This is a genomic window from Chitinivibrionales bacterium, from assembly GCA_014728215.1.
In the GTDB taxonomy this organism is placed as follows: domain Bacteria; phylum Fibrobacterota; class Chitinivibrionia; order Chitinivibrionales; family WJKA01; genus WJKA01.
This window is the reverse complement of the sequence record WJLZ01000054.1, coordinates 1-19,543: the sequence shown is the minus strand read 5'-3', so window position 1 is coordinate 19,543 and position 19,543 is coordinate 1. Positions and strand designations below refer to the sequence as shown.

15 protein-coding genes are annotated in these 19,543 nt (G+C 47.8%); 7 read left to right on the top strand and 8 right to left on the bottom strand.

Going from position 1 to position 19,543, the window contains the following annotated elements:
- Positions 1 to 406: 406 nt before the first annotated feature.
- The 7 genes from GF401_03710 to GF401_03680 form a co-directional block, all read right to left on the bottom strand.
- Complete coding sequence (locus GF401_03710) at positions 407 to 2,245, bottom strand: amino acid permease (protein ID MBD3344151.1); 1,839 nt, start codon at positions 2,243 to 2,245, stop codon at positions 407 to 409.
- 149 nt (positions 2,246 to 2,394) lie between these two features.
- Positions 2,395 to 2,937, bottom strand: coding sequence for an HAD-IIIA family hydrolase (locus GF401_03705; GenBank protein MBD3344150.1), 543 nt, complete (start codon positions 2,935 to 2,937; stop codon positions 2,395 to 2,397).
- Positions 2,938 to 2,951: 14 nt separating this feature from the next.
- The gene (locus tag GF401_03700; GenBank protein ID MBD3344149.1) at positions 2,952 to 3,329 is read right to left on the bottom strand and encodes a DUF2294 family protein; all 378 of its coding nucleotides are present in this window, start codon (positions 3,327 to 3,329) and stop codon (positions 2,952 to 2,954) included.
- A gap of 21 nt (positions 3,330 to 3,350) precedes the next feature.
- Positions 3,351 to 4,763: an acetyl-CoA carboxylase biotin carboxylase subunit gene (gene accC / locus GF401_03695; GenBank protein ID MBD3344148.1), complete on the bottom strand. Its 1,413-nt coding sequence runs from the start codon at positions 4,761 to 4,763 to the stop codon at positions 3,351 to 3,353.
- Positions 4,764 to 4,956: 193 nt separating this feature from the next.
- The gene (locus tag GF401_03690) at positions 4,957 to 5,601 is read right to left on the bottom strand and encodes a hypothetical protein (GenBank protein ID MBD3344147.1); all 645 of its coding nucleotides are present in this window, start codon (positions 5,599 to 5,601) and stop codon (positions 4,957 to 4,959) included.
- Positions 5,598 to 6,503 carry a TIGR02147 family protein gene (locus tag GF401_03685; GenBank protein MBD3344146.1) on the bottom strand — a complete coding sequence of 302 codons (906 nt, stop codon included), beginning with the start codon at positions 6,501 to 6,503 and terminating at the stop codon, positions 5,598 to 5,600. Before GF401_03685 ends, GF401_03690 begins: the two co-directional genes overlap by 4 nt.
- A 6-nt stretch (positions 6,504 to 6,509) precedes the next feature.
- Positions 6,510 to 7,679, bottom strand: coding sequence for a hypothetical protein (locus tag GF401_03680; protein ID MBD3344145.1), 1,170 nt, complete (start codon positions 7,677 to 7,679; stop codon positions 6,510 to 6,512).
- Between the two features lie 272 nt (positions 7,680 to 7,951).
- On the opposite strand from GF401_03680, the gene GF401_03675 reads away from it, so the two are divergent.
- Both GF401_03675 and GF401_03670 read left to right on the top strand, forming a co-directional pair.
- Entirely contained in the window at positions 7,952 to 8,653 is a 702-nt protein-coding gene (locus tag GF401_03675) for an ACT domain-containing protein (protein MBD3344144.1), read from the top strand.
- Positions 8,646 to 10,019 (top strand): DUF711 family protein, encoded by a 1,374-nt coding sequence (locus GF401_03670; GenBank protein ID MBD3344143.1) that lies wholly within the window; start codon positions 8,646 to 8,648, stop codon positions 10,017 to 10,019. The genes GF401_03675 and GF401_03670 overlap by 8 nt, the downstream gene beginning before the upstream one ends.
- A gap of 33 nt (positions 10,020 to 10,052) precedes the next feature.
- On the opposite strand, the gene GF401_03665 is transcribed toward GF401_03670, so the two are convergent.
- Positions 10,053 to 11,618 carry a GntR family transcriptional regulator gene (locus GF401_03665; protein MBD3344142.1) on the bottom strand — a complete coding sequence of 522 codons (1,566 nt, stop codon included), beginning with the start codon at positions 11,616 to 11,618 and terminating at the stop codon, positions 10,053 to 10,055.
- A gap of 231 nt (positions 11,619 to 11,849) precedes the next feature.
- On the opposite strand from GF401_03665, the gene GF401_03660 reads away from it, so the two are divergent.
- The 5 genes from GF401_03660 to GF401_03640 all read left to right on the top strand — a co-directional run.
- The gene (locus tag GF401_03660; GenBank protein ID MBD3344141.1) at positions 11,850 to 13,295 is read left to right on the top strand and encodes a hypothetical protein; all 1,446 of its coding nucleotides are present in this window, start codon (positions 11,850 to 11,852) and stop codon (positions 13,293 to 13,295) included.
- Between the two features lie 34 nt (positions 13,296 to 13,329).
- Positions 13,330 to 14,658, top strand: coding sequence for a T9SS type A sorting domain-containing protein (locus tag GF401_03655; GenBank protein ID MBD3344140.1), 1,329 nt, complete (start codon positions 13,330 to 13,332; stop codon positions 14,656 to 14,658).
- 53 nt (positions 14,659 to 14,711) lie between these two features.
- Entirely contained in the window at positions 14,712 to 16,184 is a 1,473-nt protein-coding gene (locus GF401_03650) for a hypothetical protein (protein MBD3344139.1), read from the top strand.
- Between the two features lie 1,249 nt (positions 16,185 to 17,433).
- Positions 17,434 to 19,020, top strand: coding sequence for a DUF1593 domain-containing protein (locus tag GF401_03645; protein MBD3344138.1), 1,587 nt, complete (start codon positions 17,434 to 17,436; stop codon positions 19,018 to 19,020).
- Between the two features lie 179 nt (positions 19,021 to 19,199).
- A partial coding sequence (locus tag GF401_03640) for an HAD hydrolase-like protein (protein ID MBD3344137.1) occupies positions 19,200 to 19,543 on the top strand: 344 nt, incomplete at its 3' end.

Sequence of the window (19,543 nt, the reverse complement as noted above, 5' to 3'; positions counted from 1 at the left end):
ACCATACTATAGAAGCTTATTTGAGACATGGACAATTCTAAGGGATTTGTTAAAAGCAGAGCCAACCGGTGCTGCAAGGGGTCCTGTGAATAAATTTAGTTAGAGTAAGTGTTATGGAAGTAATTATACAATAATATGTAATAAAATGTAACCATTCAATGGTACATAATATTACAAATAGCGTGTAGGAAAATAAATAATTAAGCAGGAGCTTGTCCAGTATAATGGGATATGGGCGTTTTGTTTTACTTTAGATTTTTTCGAATTAAACAAATAGTTCAGGTTCAGCTTAACAAAAAGGGGGGTGTTTCAATTACTTTTTTCTTAAGATGCAAGGTTTTATTCCTTTCCTGCTCCCTGTGCCAACAACACCGGTCGCAGTATTCGATCGGACCACGCACTCCCCTTAGTGCCCCCCTTTCCGTTTCCTTTTACTGAGCAAAAACAGGTCTTTGATTTCCGTATGATTGCGTGCAGAGAGCCATCGTTTCTCAAAGTCCGGATGCTGGATAACCTGGGCGATTGCCGCAAGTGCGCGGAGGTGGAGATTACGTGTGTCTTTGGTGCCTATCAGGATGAACACCGCTTTCACCGATTGGTTGTCGGGTGAAAAACGAATACCGCTTTTCGATCGGGCAAGGAAAACCGAGAAGACCGACTCTCCTTTTACAATTATATGCGGAATTGCCGCAAAATTGCTGATAGCCGTGCTACTCTCCGATTCCCGTTCTTTGAGGAGCGCTTCAATTTCCGGCTTCTTTAGAAAGGGTAATGAATTGTGCACCATGGTCGAAATTTTCTCAAAAAATTCATTCAGCTCCATGGGCGCTTCACTGTCAAGAAAGGATGATGACTCGATAGCTTCATCGAATTCATCTTTGATTATATGATCACGATCGCTGATTATATCACGCAGTTCATCGGACAGGTGCTTTGTACCAAGTTTTTTGTTGGTGATGCGTTCGATAAGGTGTATAAATGCCGGGGAGATTGTTTCCGACTGCCTTCGGCGGATGAAAAAGAGGATTACGCCTGCGAATACAAACAGCAGGCTGAACAGAATCGGCTCGATTCCCATATTGACGATGAGCAGGGTAAAAACAATAATGCCGAAAACCTGCACCCAGGGATAGAGTGGTGCTCTGAATGTGGGGAGATAATTTGAAACTTTGCTCTCGCGCATAACGATAACCGAGAGATGGGCAAAGATATTCGACAGCAGTACCACTGTCGATGCCGCTTTAACCAGGATGTCGAGTTTCAACAGCACAGAAAGGGCAATCAGTATGCCGGTTGCCGTAATCGCCGCCCACGGAGTACCTTTCTTTCTACCGGTTCTCAGGAGGAGCTTTGGAAGCATGCGGTCTCTGGCCAGTGCGACCGGATAGCGGGATGCCGTGAGAATTCCGCCGTTTGCAGTGGTAATAAAGGCAAGCAGTGCAGCGATAGTAATTGCCGCATACATCGGCATGCCGCCGACCGCCGATCCCGCAGTGGCTACTGGATTAAGCGATTTTTCCAGCGTCTCGCCGGGAACCACACCAACAACTATCATGGTGACCAGTGAATAGACAATGGTTACAGCGATCGTTGAGCCGATCAGCCCTGCAGGAACATTCTTTGATGGATTCCTGATTTCACCGGCAATACTCGCTGTGGTAAGCACGCCGCCGAATGATACAAACACGAATCCTGCAGTTGAAATGAGCGCACTGAATCCACGGGATAAAAATGGTTCATATCGGGTCATGACTATATCCTGTAAACCGGTAACGGAAAACAGAGCCAGTATCGCGAACAGGGCGATAACAAGCACTATCTGGAAACGGACGGCCTCCTTTACACCTGCAAGGTTCAGGATGGTGAAAAAAACTGTCAGGGCAAGTGCCGAAAGAGTGAAATTAATGCCAAAGGAAAGATAAATAAGTTCGGCAAGACCGATTATTGCAAAAGCGCTTTTAAGCGACAAGGCGAGCCAACTGAGCAGGCCGGAAACGGTTCCGAAAAGCGGACCGAATGTTCGGGAAACATAGAAATAATCGCCGCCCCCCTTCGGCATTGCGGTGATGAGTTCCGACAGGCTCAAAACGGTTGTCAGTGCAACGCAGCCGGCGATAAAATAGGAGAGGAATACCACCGGTCCGGCATTGGCATAGGCAAGTCCTGGAAGAACGAAAAGACCGGAGCTTATCATCGCACCGGAAGATATACAGAATATACTCAGCAGGCCGATCGATTTATGCATTACTCAGCAACTCCGGGATAAAGCTTTGGGAATTCCATACTAATGCAGCATTCCTCAATATACTATTCTTATACGCGGAATTTCCGGAAGCGACACATTTATAGAAAGAATATCCGGACCTATGGCGATGCATATGCCCGGCAACTGTGCTATTTGTTTATAATCCATTGAGCTGCATGAAGCAGATTTTCGAAACATTGTGCACCCGAGGGCAGCTGCTCCAGATGCTTTTGGCCGTGGCCGGTCAATACATAAATGCCCGTTGCCCCGCATGCCGCTCCGAATTCGACATCGTGCGGATGATCGCCGACAGTATAGGAATGAGCAATATCAAGATCGAATTCACTCATCGCTTTATTGATAAAATAGGGTTTCGGTTTCATGCATTCGCAGTTGTCACGCCGTGCATGTGAACATGTGTAGAGCTGCTCTATGGTAACGCCCTCATGTTGCAATTGTGTCAACAATGCCGTGTTAACCGTGTCGACCGATTCTTTTGTGATTTTACCAAGCGAAACCCCCGACTGGTTGGTCACGATAAAGAGAAGAAATTTTTCCTGAAGTATTTTGAGAGCCCGGATAGCAAAGGGAAAAAAAGCAACATCATCTTTATCACTGAGATGACCTCTGTCTTCGATAATAGTGCCGTCACGGTCGAGAAAAACAGCCCGGTTGATTCGCTTCTGTTTCATTTGCAGCCTGTTCTTTAGCTGTTTTGGAATTCGGGAACGCCTTCAAGGGTAAATACAATAATTCTCTCACCGGTGGTTGTACTGATATCTGTATGCATGGTTTTTGCTTTAAGTCCCAGTACATCACTGATAATAGCTTCGAGCAATACGCGGGCTTTTTCCAGCAACTCCTGCCTGACTTCCTTAATAAGTTTTCTTCCTGCAATAGAGTTGTCGGCCTTTGCCAGCTGTTTTTCGGCGGGTGTGAGTACTCCACGCAAGCGAACAAAAACAATATCTTCGAATATGAATACCTTGGCGTCTTCGGGCCCCCGTCCCATGTACTCTCTCTCAAATTTGATAATTGCATGGGAGATCGCAGCCTCAGCTTCACCGCGCGTTTTTTTATTCATCTTCATACATACAATTCTTGTTTATGCATCGGGCCAGAGATGAAAGGATTCCATGATTTTTTGCACGAATCCTTTCAGATGATGATGGTCGTCATCTTCCTTCAACCGTTCCACCAGGTCGGTGCAGTAATTTCCACTCCGAAATCGGTTGTCACTCATGATTCTGGCAAGATAGGGGACGGTTGTCTTGACATTTTCTATTGAAAATTCTTCGAGTGCCCGTTTCATTCGCTTGATCGCGATATCCCGGTTCTGTGCATGAACGATGAGTTTTGCCAGTAAAGAATCATAATAATGGGGAACTTCATAGCCGCTGTAGATATGGGTGTCCAGACGGATCCCCGGGCCACCCGGCAGCCCCAGTCCCCGGATTTTTCCCGGTGAGGGCATGAAATCATGTTGAGGGTCTTCAGCATTGATACGGCATTCGATTGCGTGTCCTTTAATTTTGATGTCGCTCTGTTTGAATCCGAGAGGTTCACCTGCTGCAATACATATCTGCGATTTTATCAGATCGATATCTGTGATAGCTTCGGTTACCGGATGTTCCACCTGTATCCGGGTATTCATTTCGATGAAATGAAAATTCTTATCTTCACCAAGAAGAAACTCTACGGTCCCGGCGCCCTGGTAATTGACAGCATGGGCGGCTTTTATCGCTGCCCGTCCCATACGGGACCTCAATTTGGGATCGAGTTGTGGTGATGGCGCTTCTTCAATGAGCTTCTGATGACGCCGTTGAACCGAGCACTCTCTTTCACCAAGGTGAACGACATTACCATGGTTGTCGGCGAGTATCTGGAATTCGATATGGCGTGCATTGCGAATGAATTGTTCCAGGTAGATGTCGCCGGAACCGAATGCCGCTAGGGCTTCTGTCTGAGAAGAACTGAATGCCGCAGTCAGATCCTGTTCACGATGAACAATTCTCATTCCCTTTCCGCCACCGCCGGCTGAAGGCTTTACAAGAATCGGATAATCGATTTTTTTTGCAATCCGCACAGCTTCTTCCGCACTTTGCACCGGCTCTTTTGAGCCCTCGGCAATGGGAACATGCGCTCTTCTCATCGTGTCCCGGGCAATTGCCTTATCGCCCATCTCTCTGAGCGCGTTGGCCGAGGGACCGATAAATACAAGACCTGATGTTCTGCAAAGTCTGGCAAATTCGGCATTTTCCGAAAGAAATCCATATCCGGGATGGATGGCTTCTGCATGTGATTCGAGGGCCCTGAGGACAATGTCATGATACCGGAGGTAGGATTCGGAACTCATCGCTTTGCCGATACAATATGACTCATCAGCCAGGCGGACATGGAGGCTCTTCTTATCTATCTCCGAATAGACCGCAACGGTCTGTATACCCATTTCCTTGCAGGCACGAATGATCCGGACAGCGATCTCACCACGATTAGCTATAAGAATTTTTTTGAACACGCGATTATTCCTTATCAAACAAAACTTCTACAAAAAAAGCCGATAGATCTGTCTTTCGACCTTATTCTACCGGCTTAGTTTGCATGTCCCTGGTTCCGCTGTGCAGAACCCCGAATATGCACCCCTATCGAAAGATTTAAAATACCATTTTGGGACCGGCGATGCAACCGACATCGACATTATATACGACCGGTTACCATTCTTGAAGCACCACACTTGAATCGGGTACAACTCTTATGTCGAGGTTGATATCAAGACTGGTGGTGTTTTCCGTTACCATAGAGACACCGAGCAGGTCGAGACGGTGTGTGCCTGCTGGAAGCCCGGCAAGATTGAAATTGCCTTCCCTGCTCACTGCTGCCTGAAAAGGTGAGCCCATAATGAGCACATGCCAGGTAACCGAGTCGCTGCTTGCGGTTTGCCCTTCCATTCCCAGAATGTCTCCGGGGGGTTCAAGCGTGCCGTGCAAGGTATCGACTGTCCCCGGTGCGATTGTGATAGATTTAAGAAAAAGCATGTTTTCGCCGGCCGGTTTGGTGCAAAGCAGGTTGTAATTTCCGTCTGAGATCGATTCGAATCGAAAGGAATCATTCGATGCGGCAGCAATTCGTCCGGTTATCGATGCAGCACTGTCGGTTACCGGGTTATGAGTGACCGGATACAATTCGAGTTGTGTCCCTGAAGGCGCGGAACCCTCGAGCGATCCATTGCAAGCAATAACGGTCACGCCGTTCTGTGTATCCGATGAATTACCGGCCAGTTCTGAAACCGAACATGAAAGCAGCATAGTGCACAGGAGGAGTGCTATCCACAGGTGGCAACGGTGCATGGTACTCATAGGGATGGATCCTTGTGTGATATGGTTTTAGAGAACGGAAAGAGCTGCATATTGAGTTGATAGACCTGATCCGCCTGATTATCGTCTGCCGCGATTTCCACGATTTTCTGTCGGGTTTCCTTGAGCAACTCGCATATCCGGGAATATCCATTTTTCGATATGCCAAGCGTCATTGTGGTGATATCCCGCGCCGATTTGTCATATCGATCGAGCGCCTCTTGTGCAAGCCGCATGGTCTCACGCTGATAATTTGCAATCGGCAATGCTTTTTCGTGAGGACCGCTGGTAATGGCCTTGTCGGAGATACGATATCTCCCCTTTTCATCTTTCTGAATCAATCCTGATTTTTCGAGAAGCTGCACCGATTTTTTTGTTTCGGCTACAGTTATCCGGGGCGAAAGCTGCCGTGCCAAGTCGGTAAAGTCCTGAAACTCCGGATACAGATCGATCAATGAGCGAATAACGCTATGATACCAGGTTGAATAATAATCGTATTGATCGCCGGAAAGAGTTTTGATATTATGCGCAATACGAATCGAGGACATCTCCCGGAACCAGTGATTGCGATCGTCAAGCGACTTCGCCTGATTATACCGTACCAGTATTTCAAAAAAGCGTTTCTCCACAGGCGTATGTTTCAGGATATCCGACAATTTTTCCGCTGTTTTTGCATTCAAATTCCTGCTTTCCTGCAGGATGTAGGTCAGCCATGCATTTGAATTTATACCCATTTTCATGGCAAACCATCGATTCGAAGCCGGGAGACCATTCTGTTTGCGATCTGCGATTACATCCGCAAGATACGAACGATAATCAGAATATTCGAGAAGACGCTTCATGGAGTAAGATGCTTCCTGTTCGATATAAAAACGAATGCGGCAGGTATCCTGCGCCTGCCGCATACATAACTATCGGCAGACACGTATCTGTTGCGCAAAGTGAAACCGGTCGCCTCTAATACGAATAAGAAAAATACCCTGTGACAGAGATGGTACGGCGATGCTGTGCATGCCTGCATCAATAATACGCTCGGGCATCGCTGTTTTGATACGTTTGCCGTCGGGCGAATAGACATCTATGGTGATCTTCTGTCGAAGCGGGTTGTTCAGGATCAAGACATTATCCCGGACTGAAATGGCCGGTATTACCGCGTTTGTGTAAGGATCGCCTGATGGATAGGCTGATGATTCGACATGTGTTTTTGCCAGTTGCTCGGCAATTGCCCGGCTTTCCACTATCAGTGCCGAGTCGATCACGATATCTCTGCTGTAAAGGATCATATCGATGGTCATCTGTTCCTGAAGCGGGAAGGGGATATCGCCGAAGCCGATACGGTTGCCGTTAACAGCCACAAGATATGCGTGGGCGTTCAAGATTTCAGTCGGGATATCCGAAATGAGAAACCTCCCATCGGTATCGGTAACTGCGATATATTCACTTATTTGATTTGTTACTCTGCTTTCTGCACCTTGTGTCGTACAGTGAACATCCATGCCGATCGTATCGCAGGTATAAAGCGTTTTCGGTTGAGATTCGATTTGAATCGCAACGGCGACGGTGCATCCCGCAAGCGGATAAATCAGCTCATCGGTGGTAGTATCTTGAATGAAACCGGGAGATCCATTGTTTTGAGTTATGTAACAACTACCGCTGATTTCTGAAGATGGAAACGAAGGTTCCGGAGGGGCCACCGAAAATGTGGCGATCGTTGTCGTCGCGGTTTTTACGAAATAATTGCCGAACTCTGCAACGCCCAGATCGAAAACCGGACCGTATTCAGTGAAAGCCTGGCCGCATACCGGCTCATTTGCCGGAGATCGAATTTCTTCATAGTTAACAGTAATCATGATAATTGGCGGATAGCTCTCCGCCACGTTCTTGGAAACGATTTGCGCGCTGTACTCGGGAACGCATGTTGTGGGGTGAACGCCGAGAATATAAGAAAGAATCAACGAGTCACCTGCTTCAGGCTGAGCGGGGTAGAGTTCCACACGCGGATATCCGGTGGAATCGCCCGCATGCACCAGTGTGCTGAGAAGAGCGACTACTAAAATTGCAATACCTTTTTTCACTCGCATAAAATACCTCCTTCGGATACAGAATTTCAATACTATTTCACCAAATTTGTGAGCGCTCTATGTTAAATGTACGCACAAAAACGGTAAATTTAAAGAATTTTATGGTTTTGAGGTCGAAAATGCGATCACACTTGTGAGCGAGCGTGAAAGAGGCGGAAAAAGATAAAAGGACTGCGTACCTGCATAAAAGGCTGTTCCGGCCAGTATACGCTGCACATCGCCCGCAATCTGATATCATCCAATGAAGCGGCGATTAATATTTCATAATCGCCATGATCGAGAATCCATTCATGCTTCTACGGACTTTTGTTGGCGAGATCTCCCGATCGTGCATGCTGTCATCATTGTATTTTATCTCCTCGCAACAATCATTTTTCAAGGAGTTCACTGTGCAACACCGGTTTGTCATTTCACTTCTTACCGCCGATGAAATAGGTATTGTCAAAAAGATCTCATCGGCGCTGTATGAAAACGGCGGTAATATCGACGGCATGAGTCAGACTGTCGTTCACGATTATTTCACCGTTGTACTCACTGCCGCTTTTGACAAGCCCATAACCGACAAAGAAATCAGAGCAGCGATAGAGGCGGAATTCGGCTCCGAAGACATATCGGTTGTGGTCAAACCTTATAGAGCTGAACCCAGGGTCATGAAGTCCAATGCTGACGGCCGGTATGTTCTCACCTTGTTCGGCAAGGAATCCCCCGGGATTCTCCGGACACTGACCACCTACCTGGCTGAGAAGAATATCAATATCGAAGATTACACCTTCGAGATTAAAGGAGAGAGCGTGACCCATATCGGAGAAATATCGCTTCCCGACAAGCTCGATATCCAGCATATCCAGCAGGATCTTGCTGTGCTGCTTCAACCTATGGACCTCCGGGTAAGTCTGCAGCACGAGAATCTGTTTCGTGCCACCAACGAAGTCTGCTCGGTACGGCAGCTTCTGAGGGGAGGCGCACATGTTTAGGAAGAATGACATTCTGGATACGGTCAGAATGTTTCAACAGGAGAATCTGGATGTCCGCACGGTGACTATGGGGATCAATATCAACGATTGCAGACGGACCGGCAGCGGTGATACTGCTGCTAATATTATAAAAAAGATTAAAGCAAAGGCCGGAAGTCTGGTTCGCATGTGCAATCGGCTCTCCACTAAGTACGGGGTCCCTATAATCAACAAACGGCTGGCGGTTTCGCCGGTCAGTTTTCTGCTCGAAGGCTGCTCGTTGCCTGATGCGCTTACTATTGCCCGCGCACTTGATACCGCTGCCGCCGAGGTGGATGTCGATCTGATCGGCGGCTATTCAGCTCTGGTGCATAACGGGATGACAAAGGGTGAAGAGCTTCTGATCCGCTCGCTTCCCGAAGTGTTGTCATCAACGCAGCGCCTGTGCTCATCGATAAATGTAGGCACCACCCGCTCGGGCATCAATATGAATGCGGTCAAGCTCGTGGGAGAAAAAATTATCCGGATCGCCGGGGCGACCGAATCGACAAACGGTTTCGGGTGTGCAAAGTTTGTTGTCTATGTCAACATCCCCGAAAACAATCCATTCATGGCCGGTGCCTATCTGGGCGCGGGGGAGCCTGAGTGCGTTATCAATGTGGGGGTGTCTGGTCCCGGTGTTGTCAAGCGCGCTGTCGAGCGTTTGGTTTCCGCCAATCCCCGGTGCACGCTCGATGATATTGCCGAAGAAGTCAAGCAGACTGCGTTTCGGGTGACCCGGACCGGCGAATTGATCGGCAGCGAAGTTGCCGAGATGCTCGGGGTGAAATTTGGTGTTCTGGACCTTTCGCTTGCGCCGACCCCCAAGGTGGGGGATTCGGTCGGGGAGATCTATCAGGCCATGGGGATCAGCCGGATCGGCGCGCCGGGAACGACTGCTGCGGTTGCCATGCTCAACGATGCCGTTAAAAAAGGCGGTCTGTTCGCTTCCCGGTCGGTAGGAGGACTCTCGGGCGCATTCATTCCGCTCATGGAAGACCATGCTTTGGCTAAAGCTGCCGGTGACGGCGATTTGAGTATCGAAAAGCTCGAAGCCATGAGTGCGGTCTGCTCGGTGGGGCTGGATATGGTCTGCATTCCGGGCGATACCCCTGTTCATGCGATCTGCGGTCTTATTATGGATGAAGCTGCTATCGGTGTGTATAACGGCAAGACGACCGCGGTGCGGATTATTCCGGTTCCGGGAAAAAAGGCGGGCGAAATGGTGGATTTCGGCGGTCTGTTCGGGGCATCGAAAATTATTGCGGTCCATTGCCCGGAGGGAAGCAAAGAGTTCATTGCCCATGGCGGGCATGTGCCTGCACCGGTGACCAGTTTTCGGAATTGAATATAATAATTAATCTCAAAGTCCGGAGCCCTCTCATGAAATTACCGGCGACTGCGCAGTAGTAAGCCTCTCTATTATAATCCCATCTACCTCAATCGGCTTCCGGGTTGAAGGCAAGCTTCTGGTATTGAGCATATAATTAAGAATGGTATGCGCCATGGCGCGCATATTGAAATTATAGCTCGATAACCCATTTCTTAATGCCAGCGAGGAATCATCAAAGCCCAGAACACTGATATCATAGGGGACATCGATTTTTTTTGATTTCAAATACGACAAAGCTGCAAGCGCAATATTGTCATTTGCACATACCCAGGCAGTAATCTTCCGGTCTTTCAGTGCTTCATCATAAAGTCTTTCGCACTGATTCTCCAGCTCTTTCTGGGTCAGAATTCGCCACGGGAGCAGAAAAAAAAGAGTGTCCTCAACAGGACCCCGGAAATAGGAGAGGAGCCGGGGTTTTATGCTTTCGTATGCAGTATGCAAAGGAGTAAGGTCGCATTTACGCTGGACGTGCTCATGATAGAAATCATGGACAACGGGTGGATTATCAAATGCAAAAAGCTTGACATTATCATGCATACCTGCCGAAAAATAAATTTCAGAAAGACCTGTATACCTGTTTTTTGACCAGAGGGAGCGATGAAACGGCGAAATATAGCAGATCTTTTTATGGCCGTGCTCAAGGAGATATCGTGCAACATCACGTGCCGGCTTTGGTGAAACGGCAGCAGAGAAAAAACGGACATTGTGACGGTAGAGGTATGCAGGAAGTTTCCATCCACCGGCAACATCAAGGATCGCCAGAGGCTTGTTATAGTGGACAACCTGACTCAGGATTTTTTCTCTTTTCTCGATATCATCGGGAGAAACTCCAATTAGAATATATCCCATTATCGAATCATTATCCTCAAGAAGACTCCCGTCCAGATGATTAAATACCTTCATTGCATCGTCTTCAAGATTATAGGTGAAAATATCCAGGCCGATCTTTGATGTGGTGCATTCCAGTTCCAGAATCCGGAAATATTCTTCATTGAGAAATTCGAGGCTTAAGCGCCCGGTTCGGTCTGATATGACAATAAAGACAATCCTTGCATTCCCGGATCCTTTCCGGAATGTTCGCACTGCATAGTTTCTGCCCCTGGGTTCGATTATGTTTTCATTACATAGTGAATCAAGCGCCTTTTTCAGTGTCCGGTAAGAAATGTTATATCGTGACTGAAGCTCTTTGAATGAGGGCAACGGGAGTCCGGCTGCATATACATTATTTAATATGTCACTACGCAATGCTTCGCACACCCGCTGCCAGGTCTGGGACAGAGGCCTTTTTCTTTTTACCGGCTCCGGATCTAAAAGCAAAGAGGTGTCGATCTGATTCACTAAAACCTTGAAATTCCTGCCGTTAATTCCATCAACAACATTAAAATCCTTTAAGTACTGTAAAGCTTTCCAGATACTGTAGGTAGATATACCCGATGCACGCGATAAGTTTTTGATACCAGGCAAGTTGCAGCCTTCAGGATATAAGCCGGAATTGATTTTTGCACATACATATTCGGCCGCCTCTCTTACCGCCTGAGATATTTTTTGCTCCATTTTCTGCACTTCTCCTGATAGTAAGGAAGATTACCCGAGACCATTCTGACCTTTTGCTGATAATAACAAAATAATCAAAAATAAGCATTAGTACAAAGAAATCTTTCTGATATATTAACAGTAGATGTGGAGTCGGCAAAAATTATTAATCGGAGGTAGTCAGGCAAAAGGGAGTTCAGCCGCAAAATATTTGCCGATTTTGCCGCTTTTTTTCATTAATAGGAGGAGCGTATGTTCAGCTTTAAAAAGCTTTCCAAATCATGCATTATGGCGGGGCTTTTTTTCTATGGAGCCTGGGCACAAATCGGTCAGGATGCGCTTATTGCGCGTGAGGATGTCGGCGGCAATTTTTCCGATTTCAATCACGGTTCCACTGTAGCGGAAACGAAAAACGGCGTTTTAGTTATTGCATGGTATGGTGGGAGAAGTGAAGGTTCGAGTTCGACCCGGATATGGGTATCATGCAAAGAAAACTCGTCGGGAAACTGGAGCGACGGCGTTGCGGTGGATGTCAATGGTGAGGATGGATCATCGTGCTGGAATCCGGTTTTGTTTCAGCCGGAAAAAGATGGTGCGCCGTTGCTTTTGTATTACAAATACGGTGGAAATCCCAACACCTGGAAAGGTGTGGTTAGAACGTCAACCGACGACGGCCTTACCTGGTCGGACCGAACGTTGCTCCCGGATTGCAGCAATCCTTATCCGCTCTGTAATCAGTACGGCAATTTTGGCGGCCCTGCAAAGGACAAGCCGCTTGAACTGCCCGATGGTTCATTACTGCTGGGGGGGAGTACTGAAGAAAATGCGTTTGTCGGCTGGTCTGTTCACGTTGAAAAAACGTCGAATTATATCGATGATCTGGTGTTTGTACAGGAAATCGACAATAATGTTCCTCCGGAAAAGATCGGCACCGATGACTGGGTTGACTGGGGATGTATTCAACCGTTCTTTTTGCCTCATGATGGTAACTGTCAGACGATTCAGATAATAGCCCGGACTGTCAAGCGTGGGGCCAATACATCGTTTTCTTACGATGGCGGGCAGACCTGGACCCCGATGATGGATTCTGCACTAATCCTCAGTCCGAATAACGAAGATCCGCGGGATTTTCCGTCAAATCAGGGCTTTGACGGCGTCAGATTACCAAACGGTCACTTTTTCACTATCTACAGCGATCATGGAAGGCGTGAAATTGCCGGAGCGATCAGCGGTGACGGTTTGCATTGGGAAGAGGTTATTGAAATCGAACTGGTCGACTGGAATCGTGATTCCCGATACTGCGATTATCCATCGGTGATTGCCGGGTCGGATAATATGCTTCATTGCTCCTACGGATTTGAGAAAAACGGAAAGATCATTTACTCGAAAATCGATTGGCAGCAATTCGATTACAGCGCTGTTGCTGTAGGGAAAAGACCCATTTCAGCGGCGCCGGCAGGAAAATCAGGATTTACAGATAAAGACAAGAGTTGGTTTTCGGCAGCCGGGCGGCAGGACATCTTTTCTTATTTGCAAAAAAATGATTTTCTCCTGTACTCACTCGACGGTCAATGTATCAATAGTGCCGGGTTGGAAAACGGTATCTTTTCACGACGATATCTTCCGCGGGGACTCTATCTGGCGAAAAAGAAAGGAGAAGCATCCGTAAATACCCTGGTAAAGATTACCATTCAATGAACAGAAATCTACTATCAACAAAAAGGAGAAAGCCATGTCAATAAGATGTTTACTGTTTCATGCAGCAGCAACGGCTCTATTGTATTCGTTTTTCGCTTATTCAATTCCCTCGATCCCGGAAAACCAGCATGCATCGGTAACTGTCGCCGAAGAAGTGCCCGGCACTATCAGCGAAAGCCATTCGTCCACTCTGGTTGAAGCAAACGACGGCTCTCTTGTCGTTGCCTGGTATCAGGCAAGCGGTGGTGAAACGGGCGCAAAAATTTACCTCAACCGTAAAACCGCAAGCGGCTGGGGTAACAGGGTCAAGGTCGGTGATGACGGCAACACAAATCGGAATCCCGTTCTTTTCCAGCCCTCAAACGGCCCGATGCTGCTTTATTACCATGTTGGTGATGATATCAGTTCATGGAGAGGGTACGTGAAAACCTCAAGCGACAATGGTATCACCTGGTCATCGAGCAAGCAGCTTCCCTCGGGTTATCTGGGCCCGATCAAGAACAAACCGGTTGAGCTCCCTGACGGCACGCTTCTTATGGGGTCAAGCACCGAGAGCGGCCATACCTGGAAAGTGCACATGGAAAAAGCGCCGGAAGGCCAGTATGACGGCGGCACCGGATGGAGTAAAACCGGAGACCTGAGCGTGGAAGGGAATAATACGGAATGGGGCTGTATTCAGCCGACCATTTTGAACCATGGCAACGGGAAATACCAGATTCTCTGCCGGGGTGGGGCGTCATCGCCGGCATATCCCTTTTCCGCTTTCAGCGAAAACAGCGGCAACACCTGGTCGAGTCTGTCGGTAATTCCCGATTCTCCCGACGCGATCTATTCCCCGACTCGCGGGGGCACCGGCTTTGACGGCGTCACACTTGAAAACGGCAAACATGTACTGATCGCCAACAGCCACAGCAGCAGAAGGGCGGGGATCAGCCTCTATGCCAGTGACAATGGCTTGAACTGGACCAAAATGGTGGAATTCATGACGCCTGATGATTTCCCGCCCAATGGCCTGGAACGGATTAATCCGGGAAGTTATTCGGCAGTGATACAGACCTCCGACGGCATGATCCATACCACTTTTACTGCCTTGGAGCGCGCTAAGATACTCCATTTTGTCGTGGATCCCTCAGTGCTTGGTATTGGCGACGCGACCGTTTTACACCGAAATAAAGAGGAACGGCTCGATCGAGCGCATTTTTCCGGATTCAGCAGTGAAAAGATTGAAATCTATTCACTTGACGGCAGAAATATTAACAAATCCCTGAATACTGCAAAGCAATCGCTTTCCGGGGGCGTTTATTTGTTAAAGGTCGCATCGAAAAATGGGCATTCAGTTCATAACAAAATGATTATCCAGTAAAGGTAAACAGTATTACATACACTATTCAATATTTACCAAAAAGGAGGAAAAACATGAAACGCTTGATTTTAGCAGCGAAAGCGTCGGCGGCATGCACATTATTATTCTTTTGTTCGATTTATGCCATTCGAGATGATATCCCGACAGGAGACAGTGGCCCTGCTGTTGATCGCGGTTGCATAGTATCATCATCAAATATTCCCGATACCGATCGGTATTCACATCCGTCAAATATAACTTTCACTTCAACTGACCGTCTCCTGATTGCTTATGTAAACAGCTCTCTTGGCGAAGGGGAGGGGTCAGGAATTGCGTATAATTATAAAGATCCCGGCGGCAACTGGAATCCTGATATGCTGGTAGTTGACGGCAACACCGGCGGCCCGGGATTCGATCCAGTGCCGTACCAGGTAACAACGGGGGATAAGCCGTTGCTCTGCTACTATCACATTGGCGATCCTTCAAACTGGACAGGATATATTAAAGTGTCTACCAATAATGGTGAAAGCTGGGGAACCCGCCACCGTTTACCTGCCGACAGCTACTTTAATTCCGGAAATTATGACGGCTATCATGTGGGGCCGCACCAGAACCATCCCCTTGAGATTGTTGTCGATAATCATCCTTATGAAAAAGGCGCTTTGCTTGCGGCCGGCTCACGAGAAAATTCGAGTGGATGGGATTCTCATATCGCAGTTATTCCTCCGAATAATTATACCGGCAATGAAACTAATGGTGATGCCTGGGATGTTATTCATCTGGGAACCGGCTGTTCGGGAGAAGGCCCGATTGGCGGTGCGTTTCTGGTACATTCACCCGATATGATGGATTTACAGATTGTAGCCCGGGGCGGATCGCGACATAGTCCCTGTTATAAGCGTTCGGATGACGGCGGGGTGACCTGGAGCAATAGCTGGACAAATATTAGCGATGTTGGCGGTTCAGGTGTCGGCGGCATATCACTGGATTGGGACAATCCGGGGTCAAGCCTCAACGGATGGCATATTATTGCTGCTGCTGATTGCGGAGTTAATAGAAATTGCATTTTTGTCTCGGCTTCAAATGATCGGGGAGCAACCTGGAACAGAGTCGCCAATCTCAGCAATTCAAATCCTAAAGGCTGGTCTGATCCGTCATTCCGAAGAGGGCCTGATGGCAATATTCATTTGACATTCTCTTCACGGGACGGTGCTGCCAATATAAAATATTATGTTATTGATCCCTATAAATTGTGCAATGTTGATGCCAATGCAACGAATATCGGGACTGTTTTCCAACGCGGGATGGATAATATGACGATCACCCTAACCGGAACCATGATAACCGGCCGGCTCAACCGGCCTGCACCGATTAGAGTGTCGCTGTATGATATTGCCGGGAAATGTCTGTTTCAGAAAGAAATCACTGTGTTGTCGGATGGCAGGTTTACCGCTGCTGTTCCGGAAATAGCTAATATCAAGGGGTGTTGCATGGCGAAACTGTCAATTGACGGTGAAGAGTGCATAACGAAAATTATTAATCTGTAACCGTTTTTCGATTTTCGATTTATTTTTCTAATCTCCCCGGCCGCTCCTGGCGCGACCGGGGAGATTTTGTTTCTACTGCCCTTTCGGGAGTTCTCTTTAAGAAGAACTACAGGGCAACCCAGGCTTTTTCGAGTTTTTCAAGCATGATATCGGTATCGAGAACAGCATATCTGAGTGTAAGAAAGTTGCGTGGGCCCGACCCGGATTTATGTTCCAAGGAGTTTCATTCTATACTTGACCATCCGTATGATAAGGTCCTTCGGCAATGGTGATTCAACCGGGAATTGAACGGAGCCTTTTCTTTTTTATAGTCTTTCAGGTCATAAGCGAAACGCTCCATGACGGTTGGGTGAGGGTAGAACCCAACGTGAATCCTGTATCCAGCCATCATAATCTGTTCTTCTCGTTTCCCTCCTTCTTTGGAGGTCGTCATGTTTGTTTCCGTTCATTTCCCAGGCATTGAAGCGACTGCTCCATCCGCATTCAATTCCTTGTTGATAGTGAAGAAGAACAGTGCCGGGAAATGGTTTTTCTCTTAAGAAAAGGGGCTATCTATTGCAAGACTTCCTCCAAGGGCGACCTTTTCCCCAGAAAAAGCCCTCCTTACAGTCGGGCTACAGCATTCGGTACGCGATACGGGCTATTTATGCTATATCCCCTTCAGGAAAACAGGAATGGGTTGGGGGCTAAACCCGCGCCGGCGGATAGTCCGGAGTTGTCCAATGCACCGGGCTTTGCGAAATAGATGGTGCCTTCTGCTCGCTACTAAAAGCAGATATCCAAATGTTTTTGATTGATATGGAAATTTTAGACCAAAATTTTAATACAGGTAAAGATATTTGACAGTTTTGAGCGTTTTTTGGAAATTATCAGCCTTTCGCAAGGATCGGCATAGAGCACGATAATGGTGTACGATAATGGTGTAAACATGCATTCAGTATACAGGCAAGAAGCGCTTATCACCCACCAAGCAGCCTACGCATGCCGGCATTGCCGGCATGAATATAATAAGCATTTTCCACGAAGGATCTAAAGGGGATGGAGATCCCCTTTGCATATGCTATTGATTTAATTATTCCATGATACTCAGCCGCACCGCCGTTTATTTACGGATACCAGTGTGGTATCGATTCAAGCCATGCAACAAATCATCGATAATTGTTAGCCGCCTGGGATAGCTGCTATATATATTGTTAATAGGCGATTTATAACCGAAAATCATTCATGAAAAATACCGGGGGGTACCGCAATGTCCGGAAAAATATCATCGATTCTTATGCTTATTCTGATAATCGGGCTGCATTTCACTGCATTGAGCGACCGACCTCGTATCCTTGTCGAGACCGACCTCGGTGGTGATGCCGACGATCAGGCATCGCTGGTACGGTTTCTTCTGTATACAAACGAGATCGACCTTGAAGGAATCATTCTCAGCCGCTCCAACAGTCAATTTCAGTCCGATGGGGCTGCCGATAACCCCTCGGGTGCGACAATGACAATGGAAATGGCGCATGACTATATCGGCGCCTATGGTGATGTGCTGGCCAACCTTCGCGTGCATGACCCGTCGTATCCCTCGGTAAACGACCTGAAAGCGCTCACTGTTTCCGGACACGATAACAACGGTTCGGCGGGCAAAGACCTTATTGTCAACGTGCTGAAACAAAGCGATTCCAGTCCGCTGTGGTACACTAACTGGGGTGCCAATGACGGCAGTGTCAGCAGTCTGAAAAAAGCGCTCGATGCCATACAGAACGGCGATGAACCCGAGTTATCGTACAACGATGCCATGGCCGGATTATACTATGTCGAGGTTTACAAACAGAACCATATCGGGAATACGCATCGAAGTAACTGCGCATTCTATATGGATACATTCTGGCCCGACATGGATGGCGGCAGGTGGTATCACCGGTTTAACGATATTGTGGGCATAGAAAGCTGGCTTCACAGCAATGCCGGAAATACACTCTGCGATAACTACTATACCACCGACAAAGAAGGCGATACGCCGACATTTCTGCACCTGTTCGCCAATGGGATCAATGTTCCGGGCAAACCATTCTGGGGAAGTTGGGCCGGACGGTATGGATGGAACAGTGATTATGACATGTGGTGGTGCGATCAGCGGGATGCATGGGACGGCACGACAAATCGCGACAATACCATGCGACGGTTCGAGGCCGCTATCGAAAATGATTTCAAAGCACGGGCAAAGTGGTGTGATCATTCCTCTTATGATTCGGGAAATCATCACCCGGTGCCGGCTGTCAACGATGAAACCGGTTTAGAACCGCTTTTCCTTCCCGTTACCGGCGGGGGAGTGGTTGAGCTCGATGCATCGGCGTCGACCGACCCGGATGGCGATGACCTGTCGTATCGATGGATCCATTACCCGGAAATCAGCTCGGGAGGAACGCCAACGATATCAGATACTACGGCTTCTGTTGTAATCATTACCGCACCGGACAGTTTCGGCGATGGGGATACAATCCATGTATACTGCGAGATTACCGATAATGGATCGATTTCTTTGACAAGGTATAAAAGAGTCGTGTTGTATTATGGTGAGTCGACGCCGGTTGCGAATGCTCACTTATTCGGAAAACAATTACAGCAGGTGCATGTGTCTATGCGGAACGGAAGAATGTATTTCGATACCCCGGTTGAGGGAGAGCTTTCTCTTTTCGATTGTCGGGGTGTGCTGTGGAAGAATATCCGGTGCGGGAATATATGTACTGCAGTTGACCTGTCGATGGTTTCCGGGAGAACTGCAGTGATTCGTTTCACCGACAGGACCGGCAAGGTGAGTCAGTATAAATTAATCGTTCCTTGAAGCAGATATATGCGGTTCTTCGGGGCGGACCGCAGACAATGCCCCTTATCGAATTCGATCCATAAACGATGATACCGAACCACATAAAAAAACAATCAGCGATTTTTGACGATTTTTCTTTAAGTAGGTATTTATTTTATCATGGTTGTATGTGCAACAGAAAACTCTAAGGAGACGGTATGTACGGTCTCATTTTCGATGTCGATGGTGTCATTGCCGACACCGAAGCGGTCAATGCCGCAGCATCAATTAGAGTGTTTGCCGACCTGTTCGGCATTCATGATGTAAAACGGGAGGATTTCGAAGCCGGTCTGGGCCGCGGGGCCGAAGAGTATATGAAAGCCGCGGGACGGGTTCATGGGCTGGATTTGACTGATGAACAGGTTGCCCGATCCACACAAGTCCGTCAGGAAAATTTCCTCGCCATGCTCAAAGAAAAGCCACTTCCCCCGTTTCCCGGGGTGGTGGAGCTTATGAGTGCCGCATTGGATAGCGATAATTTCAAAGTAGCCATTGCAACCAG